Source organism: Demequina litoralis, assembly GCF_030418455.1.
GTDB lineage: Bacteria > Actinomycetota > Actinomycetes > Actinomycetales > Demequinaceae > Demequina > Demequina litoralis.
This window is the reverse complement of the sequence record NZ_JAUHPW010000002.1, coordinates 23,794-44,893: the sequence shown is the minus strand read 5'-3', so window position 1 is coordinate 44,893 and position 21,100 is coordinate 23,794. Positions and strand designations below refer to the sequence as shown.

Below are 21,100 nucleotides of genomic sequence, written 5' to 3'. Positions count from 1 at the left end.
CGTCGTCGGCGGGTATGGGGCCATCTCGGCAAGGATGGCCTCATGCCCGCCGATGAGGATCCCCCGGTGACCGCCCCCGGGCGGCACCCGGCGCCCACGCTCGAGCTCGTCGCGGCCCGGGCGGGCGTCTCGCGCGCGACCGTGTCGCGCGTGGTGAACGGCTCGCCGTCGGTCTCGCCGCCGATCGCCGCGGCGGTGCGGCGCGCCGTGCAGGAGCTCGGCTACGTGCCCAACCGCGCCGCCCGCTCGCTGGTGAGCCAGCAGTCGCAGGCGATCGCGCTGGTCGCGCCGGAGGACGTCAACCGCTTCTTCGGCGACCTCTTCTTCGCGGACATCGTCTCCGGCATCGACTCGCGGCTCGAGGACTCGGACTACGTCCTCAACCTCATGATCGCCAACCACGAGCCGAGCGGGAAGACGATGCGCTACCTCGGCGGCGGCGCCGTGGACGGCGCCATCGTCGTGTCGCACCACACGAGCGACCGCTTCCTCCGCAGGATCACCGAGGCGCTGCCCGTGGTGTTCGGCGGCCGGCCGTCGGTCTCGGGCCTCGACACCTACGTGGTGGACGTCGACAACGTCGCGGGCGCCGCGACGGCCACCCGCCGGCTCATCGAGCGGGGCTGCCGCCGCATCGGCCTCATCGCGGGCCCCCTCACCATGCAGGGCTCGATCGACCGTGTCACCGGGTGGCGCCAGGCGCTGGACGAGGCCGGGGTCGAGGCCGGGCCCGTGGTCGACGGCGACTTCACGATGTTCGGCGGCACCGCCGCGATGCGCGAGATGCTCGAGGGGCGCGACCGCGTCGACGGCGTGTTCGTGGCCTCCGACCTCATGGCCGCCGGCGCGATCCCGGTGCTCCTCGACCGCGGCATCCGGATCCCGGACGACGTCGCCGTCGTCGGCTTCGACGACAGCGCCGCGGCGCTCACCGCGGGCGTGCCGCTCACCACGGTGCGCCAGCCGTCGCGCGAGATGGGCTGGCGCATGGCCGACATCCTCATCAAGGTGCTCGCCGGCCAGGCCGACGTCCCGCGGGAGCTGATCCTGCCCACCGAGCTGGTGGTGCGCGAGTCCGCCTAGCGGGCGGCCGCGGCGGGCGCGGGGCCGAGCCCCCGCATGAGCAGGGCCCACGCCTCCTCGACGCGGGCATGGCGCTGGTCGGCGGGCACGCGCGCGACGAGCGCGGCGAGCATGCCGACGGCGAGCAGGACGTCGGCGACGGTCGTGGTGCCCGCGAGGGTGCCGGCCTCGTGCGCGGCGTCCACCTTGGGGGCGAGGGCCGCGGCGATGCGGCCCTCGAGGCCGCGCACCAGCGGGTCGTCCTCGCGCGCGAAGTACGAGATCACGGCGGCGCTGCCCTCGATCTGGAACGTGATGAGGTCGGTGAGGTCGCGGAGCGTGGTGCCGGGGTCCGCGGCGAGGCTCTCGACCGCCACCAGGTTCTCCTCGAAGACCGCGAACGCGAGATCCTCGCGCGACGGGAAGTGGCGGTAGAGGCTGGCCTGGCCGACGCCGGCGCGCCGGGCCACGGCGGAGATGGGGCCGTCGACGCCCTGCTCGGCGAAGACGTCGCGCGCCGCGGCCACCAGTGCGGCCCGGTTCTCGGCGGCCGCTCCCGGCCCGCGGTTCGACTTTGTCGCCATGCGACGAATGTATAGGGTGAAGTCACCGGACAAAGATGTCCGGATCCCACGCGAAGGAGGGCATGGCCGGAGGTTGCAGCGCTGCGACACCGCTCGATGCGGGCCGCGCCGTCGACGTCCTCCCACGCGCTCCTCGTCCCCGACCCGTCCGACGCCCCGGCGACGGATCCCACCCGTGCGTTCAGCATCGAGGAAAGGAATCGCATGTCCCCCATCGCAGCACCCACCGGAGACAACAAGGTCGCCGACTGGCTCTCCCACCCCGTCGCCGGACCGGTGGTCCGGGAGTGGCTCACCTCCCAAGGCGCCAGCGAGCGCTCCCTCGCGCCCGCGAAGCGCTTCACCTTCAACAAGCTCATCAAGCTCAGCGGCGGCCGCTTCACGCAGGACATGCTCGACCAGATGATGGCCGAGACCGCGCGCCGGATGGTGGACGGCGACGCCGTGCCGGTGCCGGTGGACGATGCGCCTGCTGAGTCCGTGCGGCACGCGCCCGTCGAGGCGCCCGAGTGGGTCGAGAAGGTCACGGACGGCCGCTTCACCGGCAAGACCGTGGTGGTGACCGGCGCGGGCTCGGGCATCGGCCGGGCGACCGCGTCGCGGGTCGCGCGCGAGGGCGGCCGCGTCGTCGCGCTCGACATCTCCGAGCCGCGGCTCAAGGAGTTCGCCGCGGAGCACGACGGCCTCGACATCACCGTGGTGACCGCCGACGTCACCAAGGACGAGGACATCGCCGCCGTGCTCGAGGCCGCCGGAGGACGCATCGACGCGCTCGCCAACGTCGCCGGGATCATGGACAACATGACGCCGCTCGGCGAGGTGACCGACGAGGTGTGGGAGCGGGTCTTCGCGGTGAACGTCACCGGCGTGATGAAGCTCAGCCGCGCCGTGATCCCGCTCATGCTGGCCGCGGGACAGGGGTCGATCGTCAACGTCGCCTCCGAGGCGAGCCTGCGCGGCTCCGCCGCGGGTGTGGCGTACACCGCGTCGAAGCACGCGGTCGCCGGGCTCACGAAGAGCAGCGGGTTCATGTACGGCCCGCACGGGATCCGGGTGAACGCCGTCGCTCCCGGCGGCGTCGCCACGAACATCGGCGAGACCCTGCGCTACGACTCGGAGCTTGCGCAGGAGCGGCTCGAGACCGCCATGGCGATCCTGCCGACCCCGGTGACGCCGGACCAGCTCGCGGCGTCGATCTGCTTCCTGCTGAGCGACGACGGCGTCAACATCAACGGCGTGGTCCTGCCGTCGGACGGCGGCTGGTCCGCCGTCTGAGGCCCCGCGCCGCACGGGCCCCGGGGGAGCACCTCCCCCGGGGCGCTCGTGCATCGTCCCGGCACGTCCCTACGATGGGCCGCATGATCGTCACGCATCGTGGGAAGTCCCCGTCCATCGATCCGACCGCGACCGTCGCCCCCACCGCCGTGGTGTGCGGCGACGTGGTGCTGGGCCCCGGCGCGCGCATCCTCCACGGAGCGGTGCTGACCGCCGAGGACGGCCGCATCGTCGTCGGCGAGGACACCGTCGTCATGGAGAACGCCCTGGTGAAGGCGCGCAAGGGCCACGACGTGCGCATCGGCGACGCCGTGGTGCTGGGCCCGCACGTGCACGTCAACGGCGCGGTCGTGGGCGACGAGTGCTTCGTCGCGACCGGCGCGGCGCTCTTCCCGGGCGCGGTGCTCGAGCACGGCTGCGAGGTGCGCATCCGCGGCGTCGTCCAGGTCAACACGCACCTGCCCGCGGGTGCGATGGTGCCCATCGGCTGGATCGCGGCGGGCAACCCCGCGACGATGCTGCCGCCCGACCGCCACGAGGAGGTGTGGGCGATCCAGCAGCAGCTCGACTTCACCGGCACCGTCTACGGCGTCGAGCGCGAGACGAGCATGCGCGAGCTGCTGCGCAAGCAGAGCGAGTTCTACGGGGCGCACGCCGACGACGAGATCGTCGGCTGACGCCGCGCCCGGACGCGACGAGGGCCCGGGGTGCGCCCCGGGCCCTCGCGTGCGCGTGCCGGGTCAGTCGGTGCCGACCTCGATCCGGCGCGGCTTGGCGGCCTCGGACTTCGGGACCGTGACGGTCAGCAGGCCGTCCTTGTAGGTCGCCTTGACGTGGTCCGGGTCGACGCGGTCGGGCAGGCGCACCGCGCGGTGGAAGCGGCCGAAGCGGCGCTCCACGCGGCGGAAGCCCTCCGCGTTCTTCTCCTCGTAGAAGCGCCGCTCACCGGAGACGGTGAGCACGTTCTCCTCGAGGGACACGTCCACGTCCTCGGGCTTCACGCCCGGGAGCTCGACGTGCATCGTGTAGCCGTCCTCGGTCTCCTCGACGTCGAGGGCGGGGGAGAAGGCGCCGGCGAGCGACGTGTCGGTGTCGCCGAAGAACTGCTGGACGAGGCGCTGGAACTCGTCCGGCCACGGGCTGGCGGCGCTGGCCGGAACGGAGCGACGGAGAACCTCTCGTGCCATGATCTGACCTCCTTCAGGGGGCTGTCGGCCCGCGTGGGATGGCGCCCTCGCGGGCGAGCGCCGCGTGGCGCTCCGCCTTCAGGATAAGACTTGAGCGGCATGCGCTCAAGTCTCGATGTCGTGCCTGGCAGAGCGGTGTTCCGTCCCTACCTCCGTGACGGAGCATCGGGCCGTTGATCCGACCAGCGGGCCGGTGGCGCCGCGCGCCGGGCGTCAGACCTGGTCGTAGGGCAGGCGTGCAAGCCGGCTGGGGTGGGAGACGTGTCCCAGCCACGCGACCACGATCGTGATGACCGCGGACAGCGCCATCCCCGCCCCGATGTGGAGCTCGAGCAGCAGCGCCCCGGTGAGCGCGCCGGCGCCGATGAGCACGATCGCGCCCGCGCGGCGCTTCCACGGCTGCCCGCCGCCCTTGCCCAGCACCGAGTCCGACGCGAGCCCCGTGATGGTCGAGGTCACCACCACCGTGGTGACGTCCTTGACCGCGACGTGGCGCGCGGCCGCGGCCTGGCAGCCCATCGCGGCGCCCAGCGCGAACGTGATCGCGTACTGGAGCGCCTCGCCGGGCTGCTCGACCACGGAGGCCGGCACCGCGGCGAGCGCGATGACGACGCCCACGATCGCGAACAGCACGGTGTGCCGCGCGGTCCACGCGTCGGCCGCGCCGCGCAGCGCGCGACCGCCCGCCGCGGCGCCGCCCATGAAGCCGGCGAGCGCGAACAGCGGGCCGACGATCGGCAGGCCGGTGTCGCCCGCGAGGCCCATGCCGAGGATGACCACGTTGCCGGTCATGTTGCCCGTGAAGACCCTGTCGAGGCCCAGGTAGCCGACCGCGTCGATGATCCCCGTGGAGAACGTGAGCGCGAGCATGAGGCCCAGGTGGGCGCTGGAAGGGTTGCGGCGCATGCGGTCGAGCACGGGACCTCCGGAAGGCGTGAGGCCCCGGTCCGGGCTCCGAGGCCACGTCCCGGGGCGGCTGTAGTCTCGGCCCAAGACTAGGGCACGCCGTTCAGCGCGCACCGAGGGGAGGTCGCGTGGGCGACTACCAGGGCACACTCCAGCCCGGCGCGCGCGTGGACGATGCGGTGTACCTGCCCGCGGACCCGGACGCCGTGCGCTGGGGCCGGCTGCCGCGGCGTGGCGACGCGCCCGTGCTCACGGTCGACCCCGGCACCGCGCTCACGGTCGACACGGTCAGCCACGAGGGCCTCCTGCCCGACCAGGGCTCGGACCCGCGCGCATTCTTCGGGGGCCACGGCGTGGCGCGCGAGGACGTGCTCGAGGACGCGATCGGGATCGCGGCCCGCGGCGCGCGCACCGCGGAGGACGGCCCCCACGTCGTCACCGGCCCCATCGAGGTGCGAGAGGCACGCCCCGGCGACCTCCTCGCGATCACGCTGCTCGACGCCACCCCGCGCGTGCCCTACGGCGTCATCTCGAACCGTCACGGCCGCGGCGCGCTCCCCGGCGAGATGCCGGCCGGACCCGCCGACGTCTCGGTCTTCACCCCCATCTCGCCCGACGAGAACGGCGAGTGGCGCGGGCGCCTGCCGATCGCCGAGGGCGGCGACCGCATCGTCTCCTTCCCGCTCGCCCCCTTCCTGGGGATCATGGGCGTCGCCACCGACACCGACGAGGCCGCCCACTCGGTACCGCCCGGCCCGCACGGCGGCAACATCGACATCCGTCACCTCACCGCCGGCGCCACCCTCTACATCCCGGTCCAGGTGCCCGGCGCTCTCGCGTACGTGGGAGACCCGCACTTCGCACAGGGCAACGGCGAGGTCGCCCTCACCGCCCTCGAGGCCTCGCTGCGCGCGCGGATCCGCCTCGACCTGCTCGACGCGAGCGAGGCCGCTCGCGAGTTCGGCGATCTCGTCACGCCGCTCGCCGCCGACGCGACCCACCTCATGCCCACCGGCCTCGACGCCGACCTCGACGAGGCGATGCGGGCGTGCGTCCGCCAGGCGATCGCGCTGCTCGGCGCGCGCTACGGGATGGCGCCGCACCTGGCCTACGCGTACCTGTCCGCCGCCACGGACTTCGAGATCTCCCAGGTCGTCGACCTGGTCACGGGCGTCCACGCCCGCATCCGTCGCGCCGACTTCGAGGGGGTCAGGTGAGGGTTCGCATCGAGGGGGGCGCGCCGGCGCCCGAGGGCCTGGTCGAGGCCGTGCTCGCGTACGAGGCGGCGCTCGCCGCCGACGACCTCACCGCGCTCGCGGACGCCTTCGAACGCGGTCCCGACGCGGTGCGCGGCGACCGCAACGGCCTCCTGGCCGGCCACGACCGCATCACCGGCTTCCGGTCCCGCCGTGGCGGCGCCGGCACACGGGAGGTCGCGGAGCTGCGAGTCCACCTCGCGGGGGACGATGCGGCGCACGTCACGACCGTCAACGTCCCGTCCGGCGGCGGCCGCGGCCTCGTCACGCAGCTGTGGCGCCGCGGCGACGACGGCGCCTGGCGCATCGCCGCCGCCCACGTCACCGCGCCCGCCCCCGCGCTCGACGCCCGCGTCTGGCGCGTCGCCGGGACCCCGCTCGTCGCCGGCGCGAGCGACGGCCCGCTCGCGGGCGAGACCGTCGCCGTCAAGGACCTCTTCGCGATCGCGGGCCAGCGCATCGGCGTCGGCGTGCGCGCGTTCCTGGCCGAGGCCGCCGTCGAGGAGGCGAGCGCTCCGGCCGTGCAGGCGCTCCTCGACGCGGGCGCGGACGTCGTGGGGCTCGCGCAGACCGACCAGTTCGCGTACTCGATCGCGGGCCTCAACCCCGACTACGGCACCCCGCCCAACCCGGCCGTCCCCGGAGCCATCCCGGGCGGCTCGAGCTCCGGACCGGCCGCGGCGGTCGCGCTCGGCCAGGCCAGCATCGGCCTCGGCAGCGACACCGCCGGCTCGATCCGCGTGCCCGCCTCGTACATGGGCCTGTGGGGCCTGCGTCCCACGCACGGCGCGGTGAGCCTCGAGGGCGTGTGGCCGCTCGCGCCGCGCTACGACACCGCCGGCTGGCTCACCCGCGACGGGGAGACGATGCGCCGCGTGGCGGCCGTCGGGCTCGCCGGCGTCGACCCCGTGCCGGTGTCGGGCACGCTCCTCGCCGCCCCGGCCGTGATGATGTCGTGCGGCGCGGGGGTGCGCTACGCGTTCGACGCCGCGCTGGGCGCGCTCGCTGCCGCGGGGACGCGCGTCGTGCCGGTCGAGGTGCCCGCGCTCGACGACCTCCTCGCCGCCTTCCGCGTGACGCAGCAGGCAGAGGCGTGGCGCAGCGACGGCGCGTGGGTCGAGGCGCATCCGGGCGTCCTCGCTCCCGACGTGCAGGAGCGCTTCGACCTCGCGCGCGACGTCACGGCGGAGCAGGAGGAGCACGCGCTCGCGGATGCGGGGCTGCTGGCGGCCCGGCTCGACCTCGAGCTCGGCGACGGCGTCCTGCTCGTCCCCGCCGCCGCATCGGCCGCCCCGCGCCTCGACGCGAGCGAGGCCGAGCTGGAGGCCCGGCGCCGCGCCACCCTGTCGATCACCGCGATCGCGGGCCTCACCGGGCGCCCGGCGCTGTCCGTGCCGCTGCTCGACACCCCCGACGGGCCCGTGGGCCTGTGCCTCGTCGGGCCCCGCGGCGCGGACCTCGCGCTGGTCGACGCGGGCCTCGCGATCGCGGCCGCGCTGCGCAATCCGGGCGAAACATCGCTCGGGCACACTGTGTAAGCCACATCAACATTCCGGGGAGGCCCCGATGTCCCTGCCAGGCCCGATCGACCCGCCCGCGCGCCTGCTCATGGGGCCCGGCCCCATCACGGCGCACCCGCGGGTGCTGCAGGCGATGTCGGCGCAGCTGGTCGGGCAGTACGACCCCTTCATGACGGATGCGATGGGCGAGGTCATGGGGCTCTACCGGCGGGTGTTCGACACCGCGAACGAGCACACGCTGCTCATCGACTCGACCGCGCGTGGCGCGATCGAGGCGGCGCTCGTGTCGCTGCTCGAGCCCGGCGACCGGGTGCTCGTGCCGGTGATGGGGCGCTTCGGCCACCTGCTCGTCGAGATCGCGGAGCGCTGCGGCGCGGAGGTCCACACCGTCACGGCGCCGTGGGGCGAGGTGGTCCCGCTCGAGGCGATCGCCGCAGCGATGGAGGCGGCCCGGCCGAAGGTGCTCGCGATGGTCCACGGCGACACCTCGACCACGATGCGGCAGCCCTTCGACGGGCTGCGCGAGCTGTGCGACCGCTTCGACTGCCTGCTGTACGCGGACGTCACCGCGACCCTGGGAGGCAACCCGTTCCCCACGGATGCGTGGGGCGTCGACGCCGCGACCGCCGGCCTGCAGAAGTGCCTCGGCGGGCCGTCGGGGTCCGCGCCCGCGACCTTCTCGCCGCGCGCGGTCAAGGCGATCGAGTCGCGCCGCAGCATCGAGGCGGGGATCCGGGAGCCGGGCGACCCCGCCACCGCGCACCCGATCCGCTCCAACTACTTCGACCTCGCGATGATCTTCGACTACTGGTCGCCGCGCCGCCTCAACCACCACACCGAGGCCACCACGATGCTCTACGGCGCGCGCGAGTGCGCCCGCGTGATCCTCGAGGAGGGCCTAGGTGCCTACCAGGCGCGTCACGACCTCCACGGGCGGGCGATGCTCACGGGCGTCGAGGGGCTCGGGCTCGCGGTGTACGGCGACCGGGAGCACCGGATGGCGAACATCGTCGCCGTCGAGATCCCCGACGGCATCGACGGCGAGGCGGTGCGCGGCGCGCTGCTGAGGGACTTCGGCATCGAGATCGGCACCTCGTTCGGCCCGCTCGCCGGTCGCGTGTGGCGCATCGGCACGATGGGCTGGAACGCGCGGACCGATGCGGTGCTCGCGACGCTCGCCGCGCTCGAGGCGGTGCTGCGCCGCCACGGCGCGAGCGTGGCGCCGGGCGGGGGCGTCGACGCCGCCTACGACGTGTACGGGACGGCCGCGTGAGTCGCCGCGCCCGCGCGAAGGGGCCCTCCGAGGCCGCGCTTGCCGACGCGCGCGAGGCGCTGCGCCGCTGCGACGTGCTCGCGGGGCTGTCCTCGATGGAGGGCGGCATCGAGCGCGTCTACCTGTCGCCGGAGCACGCCGGCGCCAATGCCCAGGTGGCCGAGTGGGTCGCCGCGGCGGGCATGCGCGCGTGGCAGGACCAGGCGGGCAACGCCCGGGGCTCGTATCCCGGCACGGACGCCGACGCGCCGGTGCTGCTGCTCGGCTCGCACCTCGACACCGTCCCCGACGCCGGCCGCTACGACGGCATCCTCGGCGTGATGATCGCGCTCGCGGTCGTCGGTCGCCTCCACGCGCACGGCGTGCGCCTGCCGTTCGGTATCGAGGTGCTGGGCTTCGCGGACGAGGAGGGGGTGCGCTTCGGACGCACGCTGCTCGGCTCGTGCGCGGTCGCCGGAGCGTTCGAGGAGGAGTGGCTCGAGCTCGCCGACGCGGACGGCGTGACGATGCGTGAGGCGTTCACCGCGTTCGGCCTCGATCCGGACCGGGTGACGGAGGCCGCGCTCGATCCGTCCGGCGTGATCGGGTACCTCGAGGCGCACATCGAGCAGGGCCCGCTGCTGCTCGACGCGAACCGCCCGCTCGGCGTGGTGTCGGGGATCATGGGGGCCAAGCGCTTCGACCTGGTGATGGAGGGGCAGGCGGGTCACGCGGGCGGGGTCCCGATGCTCCACCGCCGCGACGCCCTGCTGGGCGCGGCCGAGACCGCGCTCGCGGTCGAGCAGGTCGCGCTCACCGAGGGTGTGGTCGGGACGGTGGGGGAGATGCGTGTCGAGCCGGGCGCCGCGAACGTAATCCCGGGCCGCGCCGAGTTCTCGCTCGATGTCCGTGCCGCCTCCGACGCGCAGCGCGACGGCGCGTGGGAGCGGATCCGCGCCCACGCGGTCGAGGCCGCGGGCCGACGCCGTCTCCAGTTCACCGAGACGCTGCGCCACGTCGCGCGTGCGACGTCGTCGGAGCGCAGGCTCAGCGAGGCGGTCGAGCACGGCATCCTCGCGGTCACCGGGGAGCGGGAGGCCATGGAGCTGCAGTCGAAGGCGGGGCACGATGCGATGGCGATCGCGTCGCTCACGCCGTACGCGATGCTCTTCGTGCGCAACGGCAACGGCGGCGTCAGCCACCATCCCGACGAGATCGTCACGGTCGAGGACGTCGCGCTGGCCATCGACGCGTTCGAGGCGGCGGTCCTCTCTATCGCGCACCGGCAGGGAGCCGCTACGGTGGCGTGATGATCGAGCCCTCGACCGTGCGACGCCCACGCGCCGAGCGCGGCGACTACCGGGCCAACCACGCGAGGCTGATCCGGGCGGCGTTCGCCGCCTTCGACGAGACCGGCGTCGACACGCCGCTCGCCGCCGTCGCCCAGCGCGCGGGCGTGGGCGAGGCCACGCTGTACCGCCACTTCGCGAGCCGCGAGGACCTCGTGGCCGAGATGTACGAGGTCGGTGCCGCCGCCATCGAGCAGGCCGCGATCGAGGCGCTTGCGGCGCCGCATCCGGATGTGGCGGCACGTCTCGACGCGTTCTTCGAGGCCATGGTCGGCGCGATCTCGACGCACCGCTGCTACGCGCAGCTCGCGCCGCGAGGCTCGCGGCTGCGGCCCGATCGGGAGGTCGACCCGCGCGGGGTCACGCTCATGCGCGCGCTCGTCGCCGAGGCGCAGGACGCCGGTCTGCTCGCGCCCGACGTCATCGGGACCGACCTCACCACGCTCGCGCTGACGGCGGGCACCCTCGCCGCGGACTCGACCCCGGAGAGCGACATCGGCTGGCAACGCCACCTCGCGATCGGACGGCGGGGCCTCGCACCCGCAGGCGGACCCGGCGAACCCGCCGCCATCGACCTGCCGGCCGTGCCGGGCCGGCAGAGGCAGCCCACGATGGCCCGCGTGCACGGCTGGACCTGACCGCTCGGCGCTACGGCCCTCGCAGCTCGGGCGGCCCGCCTGGCTCGCCGCCCGCCTGGCTCGCCGCCCGCCTGGCTCGCCGCCCGCCTGGCTCGCCCCCCGCCGGAGCACGCTGCGAGGTGCTGAGTGCCCGGATCGTGCCGGAACGGGCCTTGAGAACCTCACAGCGCGCAGCGGGAGTGACGCGCGGAGCCCGGCGGACCGCGGGGGAGCCGCTGCCACCATTTCTGGGGGCTTTCGACCTTCGTGGGCCGCGCGTAGCGTCGAAGACGCGCTACGAGAGCATCGCTCTCGGACCAGGTCGGGCCCCTGGGTCCGGTCCTTCGAGGGGGAGTGCGGGCACGAGCGCTGGGTCGGACGTGGACGCCCGGCCCCGCAGGCGCCCGCGGCGCACGCCTCCCCGCCCTCGGCCACTGCCCGCGCCTCACGGCGCACGTCCCCCGGAGAAGGACATGGCAGACACGCATGCGGGGCAGCCTCACACCCGCATCCGCATCATGGTGGGCCTGGCTGCGGCCGCCATCATCGCCGCGATCGTCTGGATCGCGATCGTCGCCACGAGCGGCTCGGACACGCCGTCCACGCTCACCGGCGACGTCGAGAACATCCCATCGCTGACGTTCGACGACAACCTGTCGCCGCTGTCGGGGAAGTGATCCGATTGCGAGGGCGGCCCCGGATGGGGCCGCCCTCGCCTCGTCTGGCACCCTTCGGGCGGCGCCGCCGATGGACCCCGTGGCACCGTGGCCGCGTTCTAGGCTCGCCGATATGAGCACGCACCCGTTCCGCCAGGTCGACGTCTTCGGCTCCGGGCCGTTCACCGGCAACCCCGTCGCGGTGGTCCTCGACGCCGACGGCCTCGCCGACGCCGACATGGCCCGCATCGCACGCTGGACCAACCTGTCGGAGACGACCTTCGTGCTGCCGCCGACCACGCCCGAGGCCGACTACCGCGTGCGGATCTTCACCGTCGCGGAGGAGCTGCCCTTCGCGGGGCACCCGACGCTGGGCACGGCCCGCGCGTGGCTCGACGCGGGCGGGGTCCCGCGGGGCCCCGGCGCCCTCTTGCAGGAGTGCGGCGTGGGGCTCGTGCCGGTGCGCGTCGACGGAGATCGTCTGGCCTTCGCCGCGCCGCCCTTGCGCCGGTCGGGCCCGGTCTCCGACGTCGACCTCGACGAGGCGTGCGCGCGCCTGCGGCTGAGCCGCGACGAGATCGTGGCGGCCGCGTGGGTCGACAACGGTCCGGGCTGGATGGGGCTGCTGCTCCGCGACGCCGACCGCGTGCTCGCGGTCGTGCCGGACGGCGCGGCGCGGGCCGAGCGGGGCTTCTACGGCGTGGCCGGCCTGCACGGCGACGGCTCCGACGCGGACCTCGAGGTGCGCGCCTTCATGTACGACGCCGGCACGCCGATGGCCGAGGATCCCGTCACGGGCAGCCTCAACGCCTCGCTCGCGCAGTGGTTCGCCGCGTCCGGCGTGCTGGTCGCCCCGTACGTCGCGGCGCAGGGCACCGCGATCGGGCGCGCCGGGCGTGCGACGGTCGAGGAGGCTGACGGGTCGCTGTGGATCGGCGGCGCGACCGACGTCGCCATCACCGGCACGATCGAGGCCTGAGCGCACGCGATCGACGAGGCGCTTGCGTCGTCCGCGATGACGGGCTAGCATCACCATCGATGCGCATCGATGCGCATCGACGCGCATCCGAGAGAAGGGAAGCCAATGGTGGAGTCGGGTCTCGCAGGTCGGCGCAAGCCCACGAGTGCCGACGTCGCGCGTGCCGCGGGCGTTTCGCAGTCCACCGTCTCGTACGTGCTCACGGGCAAGCGGCCGATCTCGGAGGAGACGCGGCGGCGGGTCGAGGGGGCGATCGCGGAGCTCGGCTTCGTGCCGAACTCCGGCGCACGCACCCTGGCAGGACGCCGCTCGCATGTGATCGGCCTGATGATCCCGTTCCGCGCCGGCGTGGAGATCTCGGCCAACCTCGCCTTCGTGGGTGAGATCGCCGCGATCGCGCGCAAGGCCGATCATGACGTCCTGCTCGTCACGTCGGACGAGGGCCCCGCGGGGCTGTCACGGCTCCGCGACAGCGGCATGTGCGACGGGCTCATCCTCATGGACGTCGAGGCGCGCGACCCGCGTGTCGAGGCCGCGCGCGGCCTCGGGGTGCCGTGCGTCGTGATCGGCGTCCCGGACGACCGCAGCGGGCTCTCGTGCGTCGACCTGGACTTCGAGGCGGCGGGCGGGGATGCGGTGTCCCTCCTTGTCGGACGCGGTCGCGACGTGATCGGCCTCGTCTCGCCGGGACCGCACGGCGAGCGCGGCGAGATGTCTTTCACCAGGCGGTTCGTCGCGGGCGCCGAGGCGTCGGCACGCGATCGCGCGGAACTGGTCGCGGCGAGCGCCGACCCGGACTTCGGCTCGCTCGCGCGCGCGGTCGACTCGATCCTCTCGGCGCGTCCGGACTGCCGCGCATTCGCGGTCCACATGTCGTCCGCCGTCGAGCCCGTGCTCGCCATCCTGCGCGCTCGGGGTCTCGAGCCTGGCGTCGACGTCGACGTCGTGGGTGTGTGCGACGAGGATGTCGCCGCACGCAACCGGACCGCGCTCGATGCGCTCGTCCTGCAGCCCGAGCGGGTGTCCGCGGAGGCGATGGATGCGCTGTTCTGCCAGATCGACGGCACGCGTGCCGTCGGGACGCGGCTCGAGCTGGTGGCCGCTCCCGTCGTGACCCGAGGAGGTGCCGCTCTCTCGTAGTCCCCGATGCCGGCGCTCAGGCGCCGGCTTTCCTACACCCGATGTCGATGCGCATCGATTGCTCAATGAGGAGATATCCATGAACCGCACCATCGTCCCGGTCGTCGTCTCGGCGTCCGTCCTCGCGCTTGCCGCATGCTCCACCGCCGCCGATCCGGGCGCCGGCGAGAGCAGCGGCGGCACCACCGACCTCGCTGCCTCGATCACGCAGCTCGACGGTTACACCGATGGGACCTCGGCCGAGGCATGGCAGTCCATGCTCGACGAGTGCTCCGACGAGACGGGGGTGGCGATCGAGCGCCAATCGCTGCCGACCAGCCAGATGATGCCGACGATCCTCCGCCAGGCGTCCTCCCGGTCCATGGCGAACCTCATCTTCGTCGACAACCCCAACGTCCAGCAGATCGCCGCGACGGGCGCGCTCGCGCCGCTCGACTCGCTGGGGCTCTCCGCGGACGGCTACCCCGACGGGATTGCCGCCGCCGGCAGCTACGACGGCAGCCTCTACGGCCTCGCGCCGGGCGTGAACGCGCTCGCGCTGTTCTACAACAAGGACATCCTCGCGGACGCGGGCGTGGAGCCCCCGACGACGTGGGACGAGCTCCGTGCCGCTGCCGCCGAGCTGACGACAGGCAACACCTACGGCCTGTCGATGGCGCTGCTCCCGACCGAGGAGGGCACGTGGCAGTTCCTGCCGTTCTTCTGGGGCGCCGGAGCCGAGCTCACCGATGTCGGCTCCGACGAGGCGGTCGAGGCGCTGACCTTCGTGCAGGGCCTCTTCGACGACGGGTCGGTGTCCGCGTCGGCTCTCAACTGGAACCAGGCGGAGGCGGGGGACCAGTTCACCGCGGGCCAGGCGGCCATGACGATCACGGGCTCGTGGAGCGTCGCGAACTTCGATAAGGCGGCCAGCGTCGACTATGGCATCGTCCCGATCCCGGCCGCCGACGGCTCGGCAGCTCCCGTCGCCCTCGGCGGCGAGGTCGGGGTCATCTCGCAGGCCGACGATGCCGAGATGGCGGCTGCCGCGGCGGTCCTCGAGTGCATGACGTCGCCCGAGCACCAGACCTACTGGGCCGAGCAGCACGCGTACATCCCCGGGCAGACCGCGGTCGCCGAGGAGTACGGCGCCGCCACGCCCACGATGCAGGCATTCGTCGACGCGGTGGCCTCCGCGCGTCCGCGCACCGACGACCTCGGCGAGGCGTACCCGACCACCTCGACCGCGCTCATCGAGGCGGTGCAGAACGCGCTGACCGGGCAGCTGAGCCCGGCGGACGCCCTCAACGCGGCCGCATCGTCCGTCTCCTCGGGGCAGTAGCGGCGCGTCATGGCAGTCTCCGCCCTGTCCGTCCCGCGGCCGGTGGCCGCCCCGGCGCTCCCTCTCCTGGAGCGCCGGCGGCGGCTGGCCGGGGCCGCGTTCCTCGCCCCCGCCGCGCTCTACATGATCGTGTTCTTCGGCTACCCGATGGTGCACAACCTCGTGATGGGGTCGCAGGACTACAGCGTGTCGTCGTTCTACACGGGTGACGCCCCGTTCGTCGGTTTCGACAACTACGCGGCGATCTTCTCCGATCCCGCGTTCTGGCCGACCCTCGGCCGCACGGCGATGTTCACGGTCGCGTCGATCGTCTTCCAGTTCGTCATCGGCCTCGCGCTCGCCGTGTTCTTCGTGCGCCGCTTCCCGCTCAGCGGAGTCATCCGTGCGCTGCTGCTCCTGCCGTGGCTCCTGCCGCTCGTGGTATCTGCGTCCGTGTGGCGATGGATCTTCGACCAGGACAACGGCATCCTCAACATCGCGCTGCGAGGCGCGGGAGTGATCGACGAGCCCATCGGCTGGCTCAACACCGTCGCCTGGTCGCTCGTATCGGTGATCATCACCAACATCTGGATCGGGATCCCGTTCAACCTCGTGCTGCTCCACGGCGGCCTGCAGGCGATCCCCGGCTCGCTCTACGAGGCTGCCGCGCTCGACGGCGCCGGACCCTGGCGCCAGTTCACCCACATCTCGTGGCCGCTGCTCAAGCCTGTGACCCAGGTGACCCTCGTGCTCGGCCTCGTCTACACGCTCAAGGTCTTCGACGTCATCGCGGTCATGACCGGCGGGGGTCCCGCGAGCTCGAGCCAGACCCTCACGGTGTGGTCCTACCAGCTGTCGTTCAACGAGTTCCTGTTCGGCCAGGGCGCCGCGGTGGGCAACCTCCTGATCGTCATCGCGCTGATCGCGGGCCTCGCATACGTCCGGTCCGCGCAGCAGAGCCTGAGGAGCGCATCGTGACCGAGCCCCGCCCCGCCGCCGCGACGAGAGCCCGTCGCGTCCCACGTCGCCTCGGCAGCACGCTGATCGCGCTCGTCATCCTCGCGGTGCTGCTGTTCCCCGTCTACTGGATGGTGAACGCCTCGTTCTTCACGTCCGCCCAGGTGCTGTCGGTGGACCCGCCGCTCATGCCCTGGAGCGGGACGCTCGACGGGTACCGCCAGGCGCTCGAGAGCCAGGGGCCCAACCTCCTCACGAGCATCGCTGTCGCCACCGGCACGGTCGTCCTCACGCTCGCCATCGCGATCCCCGCCGGCTACGCGCTCGCGCGGTTCCGCGTGCCCGGGGCGGGCATCGTGCTGTTCGCGATCATGGTCGTCCAGATGGTGCCGAACATCGTCCTCGCCAACTCGCTGTTCGACATCCTCTCGAGCATCGGGCTCTTCGACACGTACGTCGCACTCGTGCTCGCCGACTCGACGCTTGCGATCCCCTTCGCGATCATCGTGCTCCGAGCGTTCATGCTGGGCATCCCCGGCGAGGTGATCGAGAGTGCTCAGCTCGACGGAGCCGGCTACCTGCGCACGCTCACGCGGGTGGTCGCGCCCATGAGCCGCAACGCGATCATCACAGCGGGCCTGTTCACCTTCCTCTTCGCGTGGGGCGACTTCCTGTTCGGCGTCACGCTCACCTCGGGGCAGGGCCTCGTGCCCGTCACCGTCGGCATCTACCAGTTCATCGGCACGCAGGTGTCGGAGTGGAACGCGATCCTCGCGACGGCGGTGCTCGCCTCCATCCCGGCCGCGATCCTCCTGGTGGTCGCGCAGCGCTACATCGCCGCGGGCGTGACGGGCGGCGCGATGAAGGAGTGACGCCACCGACCCGACCCGCCACCTGAACGATCTTCCGAGAGGACCCCTTCATGCCCACCATCCACCAGTCGGCCACCGGGCTCGACATCATCTCCGAGAACGAGCACCTGCGCGTCGAGGCGTGGGGCCGCCATGCCATCCGCGTACGCGCGTCCCGACGGCCCATCGACCACCTCTCGTCTGCGGCGGAGGAGGTGCAGGCGCTGCTTCCAGCCGAGGCCGCTGCGCCCGTCGTCGAGGTCGGCGACGGCGTCGCCCGCGTCGTGAACGGCGACATCGCCGCCGAGGTGCGCGTCGAGGGCCACGCCGAGACCGGCACCGTGAAGCTGCGGTTCGTCCGGACCACCGACGGCGTCGAGGTCCTCCGGGAGCAGCCGGCGCACTTCTGGCATCCGGGCGCCCGCCTGCTCGAGGACGACGGCGCGGGTGCCGGTCGCATCGAGCAGCGCTTCGCCGCGCGCGAGGATGAGCGCCTCTACGGCCTCGGTCAGCACACGCATGGCCGGCTCGATCAGAAGGGCCTCGTGATCGACCTCGTGCAGCGCAACGCCGAGGTATCCGTCCCGTTCATGCTGTCGAGCGCCGGCTACGGGTTCCTGTGGAACAACCCGGCGATCGGCCGTGTCGAGCTCGCGGAGAACGGCACGCGCTGGGTCGCGGACTCCGCGCGCGCGATCGACTACTGGGTGACGGCGGCCGAGGACCCGGCCACGATCCTCACGCGCTACGCGGACGCGACCGGCCGTCCTCCCGCCCTGCCGCGCTGGGCCACGGGCTTCTGGCAGTCGAAGCTGCGCTACCAGTCCCAGGAGGAGCTGCTCGAGGTCGCGCGCGAGCACCGGCGCCGCGGTCTGCCGCTGTCCGTCATCGTGCTCGACTACTTCTCGTGGACGCGCCTCGGCGACTGGCGCCTCGACACCGAGGAATGGCCCGACCTCGAGGGCGCCCTCGCGGAGCTGCACGAGATGGGCGTGCGCCTCATGGTGTCGATCTGGCCGTCCGTCAACCCGTCCTCCGAGAACATGGACGACCTCCGAGACGGCAACATGCTGATGTCGCGCGCCTCAGGCTTGCCCTTCACCGCGACCTGGACCGACAAGGGTGCCGACCATGCCGAGCCCGTCGCCTTCTACGACCCGACCAACCCGGCGGCGAGGCGCTTCATCTGGGACACGGTGAAGCGGAACTACTTCGACGCGGGCGTGCGGATCTGGTGGCTCGACGCGTGCGAGCCCGAGATCCGGCCCGCCGACCACCGCCAGCTGCACTTCTGGGCCGGGCCCGGCGCGGAGATCGCGAACGTGTACCCGCGGGAGCACGCCAGGGCTTTCGCCGAGGGCATGCGCGGCGCCGGGGACGACGACGTGGTCCTGCTGTGCCGCTCGGCATGGGCGGGCTCGCAGCGGTATGGCGCTGCCGTGTGGTCGGGGGACATCGGAGTCACGTGGGAGAGCCTCGCCGCCCAGGTGCGTGCCGGCCTCAACATGAGCCTGTCGGGGATTCCGTGGTGGACCACCGACATCGGCGGCTTCCACGGCGGTGTGCCGGAGGACCCGGGCTATCGCGAGCTCGTCGTCCGCTGGTTCCAGTGGGCCGTGTTCCTCCCGCTGTTCCGCCTGCACGGATTCCGGGAGCCGCGCACCGCGCTCGGCGCGTCCCAGACCGGCGGGCCCAACGAGGTGTGGTCCTATGGCGAGGAGGCGTACGGGCTCATCTCGCGCTCGCTCGACCTGCGCGAGTCGATCCGCCCGTATCTCGACGCGCTGATGGACGAGGCGGCCGCGTCCGGCCTGCCGCCGATGCGCACGCTGTTCGTGGAGTTCCCCGACGACGAGGCAGCGTGGGGGATCGACGATGCGTACATGCTCGGCTCCCACGTGCTGGTCGCCCCGGTCACCGCGCCGGGCGCGACGTCGCGGCAGGTCTACCTCCCCGCGGGCACGTCGTGGACCGAGGCCGAGACCGGCGCCGCGCATGAGGGCGGGACCTGGGTCGAGGCGGCCGCGCCCTCTCACGCGATCCCGGTGTTCGTGTCGGCGGGCGCCCCTGACACCGCGGTCGTGCTGCTGAGCGCCGGGGACGCGCGGTGAGCGTACAGGCAGCCGCCGCCGTCGCCCCGAGCGCGGTGCTCCACGGGCGCGGCGATCTACGGGTGGAGGGTCTGCCGCCGGCGGCCCTGCTCCCCGGCACCGCGCGCATCCGGCTCACCGCCGTGGGGGTGTGCGGCTCGGACACGCACTACTACCGGCACGGCCGGATCGGCGAGTTCGTGCTCGACGGCCCGCTCGTCCTCGGTCACGAGCCCGCGGGCGTGGTGACGGAGGTCGCCGGCGACGTCGCCGGGCTGGTGCTCGGCGACAGGGTCGCGCTCGAGCCCGGGCGCGCCTGCGGCACGTGCGACCGGTGCCTCGCCGGGCAGTACAACGTCTGCCCGGCGATGGCGTTCATGGCCACGCCGCCGCACGACGGCGCATTCTCGACGGAGATCGTGTGGGACGCGCGGCTCGCGCACCCGCTGCCCGACGCCGTCAGCGACGAGCAGGGTGCGCTCTGCGAGCCGCTCTCCGTCGGCGTGTGGGCGTGCGAGCGGGCGGGCGTCGGGCTCGGTGACGAGGTGCTGGTGTCCGGGGCGGGAGCCGTGGGGCTCCTCGCGGCCCAGGTGGCCCGTGCCCGCGGCGCCACGCGCGTCGTCGTGCGGGACCTCGCCGAGCATCGTCTCGCGCTCGCACGCTCGCACGGGCTCGAGACCGAGCTCGTCGGGACGGAGCCCGCCGTGGCATCCCGCGCGGGGGAGAACGGCGCTGAGTTCACCGTCCTGCTCGAGTGCTCGGGCGCGCCCGGGGCGCTCGGCATGGGACTCGGCCGGCTCCGCTCGCGCGGCCGCGCCGTGATGATCGGCCTGCCCGCCGAGGAACCGGTGCTGCCGCTCGCGCAGCTCCACCATCGCGAGCTGCAGGTCCAGACGATCTTCAGGTACGCGAACACCTGGCCGACGGCCATCGACCTGCTCGCGAGCGGACGGGTCCGCACGGACGGGTTGGTGACGCACCGCTTCGACCTGCAAGATGTCGACAAGGCGCTCATGGTCGCAACCACGGAGCCGGGCGCCGTCAAGGCGATGGTGCTGCCCTCGGAAGGAGAAGTGCGATGACCGTGCCCGACGAGATGTCCGCGGTGGTGTTCGACATCGGCGGCGGGGTGCGCGTCGACCGCGTGCCCGTCCCGAGCCCGGCACCGGGAGAGGTGCTCGTCGAGGTCGCGGCGGTGGGGATCTGCGGGACGGACCTGCACCTGCGCGGGGGCGACCACGTCTCCCGCGACGGGGATCTGGTCCCCGGTCACGAGCTCGCCGGGGTGGTCGTCGCGGTCGCCGCGGGGGTCGCGGGCGTCGCGGTGGGCGACGCGGTCGCCGTCGATCCCAACATCCCGTGCGGCGGCTGCCGCCAGTGCCACCGCGGGCGCCGCAACCTGTGCGAGCGCTACTCGGCGGTCGGCGTGACGCGCCCGGGCGCCGCCGCGCGGTACGTCGCGGTCCCCGCCGCCTGCTGCGTCGTGCTGCCCGCGAGCCTCGCGCAGGACCGCGACGCGCTCGCGCTCATGGCGCTCGCGGAGCCCCTCTCGTGCGCGGTGCGCGGCGTCGACGTCCTGCAGCCGCAGCTCGCGGACCACGTGCTCGTCTACGGCGCCGGCACCATGGGCCTCATGGTGACGGCGCTGCTCGCGGGCTCGGGCGCGGCCACGGTCACGGTGGTCGACCCCAACCTCGACAAGGCCGAGGGCGCGCGAGCGCTCGGCGCGACGGCGGTCGCGGGAGGCGTGCCCGACCTCGACCCGGCCGACGTGCCGGACGGCGGGTGGGACATCGTCGTCGACTGCACCGGGGTGCCCGCGGCGATCGCCGACGGGCTCGACCGGGTCGGCCGGGGCGGCACGTTCCTCCAGTTCGGGGTGGCGCCCACCGCGGCGACCGTCGAGGTGAGCCCGCACCGCATCTACCGCGACGAGATCTCCATCGTCGGGTCGATGGCCGTGCTCGACTCGTTCTCGCGCGCGGTGGACCTCCTCCTCGCGGGCCGCGTCGACCCCGAGCCCTACGTGTCCCACCGGGTCCCCCTCGAGGGCTACGCGGACGCGCTCGACCTCTTCGCGAGGGGTGCCACCCGCAAGGTGCTCGTGCTGCCGGCCTGA

At 73.5% G+C, this 21,100-nt stretch carries 20 protein-coding genes; 17 read left to right on the top strand and 3 right to left on the bottom strand.

The features are described 5' to 3' along the window. The first annotated feature begins 42 nt into the window (after positions 1–42). Complete coding sequence (locus QQX09_RS02865; protein WP_301131203.1) at positions 43–1,083, top strand: LacI family DNA-binding transcriptional regulator; 1,041 nt, start codon at positions 43–45, stop codon at positions 1,081–1,083. Here QQX09_RS02865 and QQX09_RS02860 read toward each other — a convergent pair. Further along, positions 1,080–1,646 carry a TetR/AcrR family transcriptional regulator gene (locus QQX09_RS02860; RefSeq protein ID WP_301131202.1) on the bottom strand — a complete coding sequence of 189 codons (567 nt, stop codon included), beginning with the start codon at positions 1,644–1,646 and terminating at the stop codon, positions 1,080–1,082. The genes QQX09_RS02865 and QQX09_RS02860 overlap by 4 nt on opposite strands. A gap of 204 nt (positions 1,647–1,850) precedes the next feature. Between QQX09_RS02860 and QQX09_RS02855 the strand changes: the two genes are divergently transcribed. Together QQX09_RS02855 and QQX09_RS02850 are read left to right on the top strand one after the other, a co-directional pair. After that, the gene (locus tag QQX09_RS02855) at positions 1,851–2,921 is read left to right on the top strand and encodes an SDR family NAD(P)-dependent oxidoreductase (protein WP_301131201.1); all 1,071 of its coding nucleotides are present in this window, start codon (positions 1,851–1,853) and stop codon (positions 2,919–2,921) included. Positions 2,922–3,004: 83 nt separating this feature from the next. Further along, entirely contained in the window at positions 3,005–3,598 is a 594-nt protein-coding gene (locus tag QQX09_RS02850) for a gamma carbonic anhydrase family protein (protein WP_301131200.1), read from the top strand. A gap of 63 nt (positions 3,599–3,661) precedes the next feature. On the opposite strand, the gene QQX09_RS02845 is transcribed toward QQX09_RS02850, so the two are convergent. Together QQX09_RS02845 and QQX09_RS02840 are read right to left on the bottom strand one after the other, a co-directional pair. Next, positions 3,662–4,108, bottom strand: coding sequence for an Hsp20/alpha crystallin family protein (locus tag QQX09_RS02845; protein ID WP_301131199.1), 447 nt, complete (start codon positions 4,106–4,108; stop codon positions 3,662–3,664). A 213-nt stretch (positions 4,109–4,321) separates the two neighbouring features. Further along, positions 4,322–5,026 carry a YoaK family protein gene (locus QQX09_RS02840; protein WP_301131198.1) on the bottom strand — a complete coding sequence of 235 codons (705 nt, stop codon included), beginning with the start codon at positions 5,024–5,026 and terminating at the stop codon, positions 4,322–4,324. Between the two features lie 116 nt (positions 5,027–5,142). Between QQX09_RS02840 and QQX09_RS02835 the strand changes: the two genes are divergently transcribed. From QQX09_RS02835 to QQX09_RS02770, 14 genes are all read left to right on the top strand, one after another. Continuing rightward, the gene (locus tag QQX09_RS02835) at positions 5,143–6,231 is read left to right on the top strand and encodes an acetamidase/formamidase family protein (RefSeq protein ID WP_301131197.1); all 1,089 of its coding nucleotides are present in this window, start codon (positions 5,143–5,145) and stop codon (positions 6,229–6,231) included. Further along, positions 6,228–7,808, top strand: coding sequence for an AtzH-like domain-containing protein (locus QQX09_RS02830; RefSeq protein ID WP_301131196.1), 1,581 nt, complete (start codon positions 6,228–6,230; stop codon positions 7,806–7,808). Before QQX09_RS02835 ends, QQX09_RS02830 begins: the two co-directional genes overlap by 4 nt. A gap of 28 nt (positions 7,809–7,836) precedes the next feature. Continuing rightward, a complete protein-coding gene (locus QQX09_RS02825) occupies positions 7,837–9,063 on the top strand; it encodes a pyridoxal-phosphate-dependent aminotransferase family protein (protein WP_301131195.1) in 1,227 nt (408 codons plus the stop codon). After that, complete coding sequence (locus QQX09_RS02820) at positions 9,060–10,352, top strand: allantoate amidohydrolase (protein WP_301131194.1); 1,293 nt, start codon at positions 9,060–9,062, stop codon at positions 10,350–10,352. Before QQX09_RS02825 ends, QQX09_RS02820 begins: the two co-directional genes overlap by 4 nt. Then, complete coding sequence (locus tag QQX09_RS02815; RefSeq protein WP_301131193.1) at positions 10,352–11,029, top strand: TetR/AcrR family transcriptional regulator; 678 nt, start codon at positions 10,352–10,354, stop codon at positions 11,027–11,029. The genes QQX09_RS02820 and QQX09_RS02815 overlap by 1 nt, the downstream gene beginning before the upstream one ends. Before the next feature lie 452 nt (positions 11,030–11,481). Next, complete coding sequence (locus tag QQX09_RS02810) at positions 11,482–11,685, top strand: hypothetical protein (RefSeq protein WP_301131192.1); 204 nt, start codon at positions 11,482–11,484, stop codon at positions 11,683–11,685. A gap of 112 nt (positions 11,686–11,797) precedes the next feature. Beyond that, positions 11,798–12,643: a PhzF family phenazine biosynthesis protein gene (locus QQX09_RS02805; RefSeq protein ID WP_301131191.1), complete on the top strand. Its 846-nt coding sequence runs from the start codon at positions 11,798–11,800 to the stop codon at positions 12,641–12,643. Positions 12,644–12,748: 105 nt separating this feature from the next. Next, on the top strand, positions 12,749–13,783 hold the full coding sequence (locus QQX09_RS02800; protein ID WP_301131190.1) for a LacI family DNA-binding transcriptional regulator: 1,035 nt from the start codon (positions 12,749–12,751) through the stop codon (positions 13,781–13,783). Between the two features lie 79 nt (positions 13,784–13,862). Then, the gene (locus QQX09_RS02795; RefSeq protein WP_301131189.1) at positions 13,863–15,104 is read left to right on the top strand and encodes a sugar ABC transporter substrate-binding protein; all 1,242 of its coding nucleotides are present in this window, start codon (positions 13,863–13,865) and stop codon (positions 15,102–15,104) included. A gap of 9 nt (positions 15,105–15,113) precedes the next feature. Then, positions 15,114–16,061 carry a carbohydrate ABC transporter permease gene (locus QQX09_RS02790; protein ID WP_301131188.1) on the top strand — a complete coding sequence of 316 codons (948 nt, stop codon included), beginning with the start codon at positions 15,114–15,116 and terminating at the stop codon, positions 16,059–16,061. Then, positions 16,058–16,912 (top strand): carbohydrate ABC transporter permease, encoded by an 855-nt coding sequence (locus QQX09_RS02785; protein WP_301131187.1) that lies wholly within the window; start codon positions 16,058–16,060, stop codon positions 16,910–16,912. The genes QQX09_RS02790 and QQX09_RS02785 overlap by 4 nt, the downstream gene beginning before the upstream one ends. 50 nt (positions 16,913–16,962) lie before the next feature. Beyond that, positions 16,963–19,002, top strand: a complete 2,040-nt coding sequence (locus tag QQX09_RS02780; RefSeq protein ID WP_301131186.1) for a glycoside hydrolase family 31 protein — start codon at positions 16,963–16,965, stop codon at positions 19,000–19,002. Continuing rightward, complete coding sequence (locus QQX09_RS02775; RefSeq protein WP_301131185.1) at positions 18,999–20,063, top strand: NAD(P)-dependent alcohol dehydrogenase; 1,065 nt, start codon at positions 18,999–19,001, stop codon at positions 20,061–20,063. Before QQX09_RS02780 ends, QQX09_RS02775 begins: the two co-directional genes overlap by 4 nt. Beyond that, positions 20,060–21,100: an alcohol dehydrogenase catalytic domain-containing protein gene (locus QQX09_RS02770; RefSeq protein ID WP_301131184.1), complete on the top strand. Its 1,041-nt coding sequence runs from the start codon at positions 20,060–20,062 to the stop codon at positions 21,098–21,100. The genes QQX09_RS02775 and QQX09_RS02770 overlap by 4 nt, the downstream gene beginning before the upstream one ends.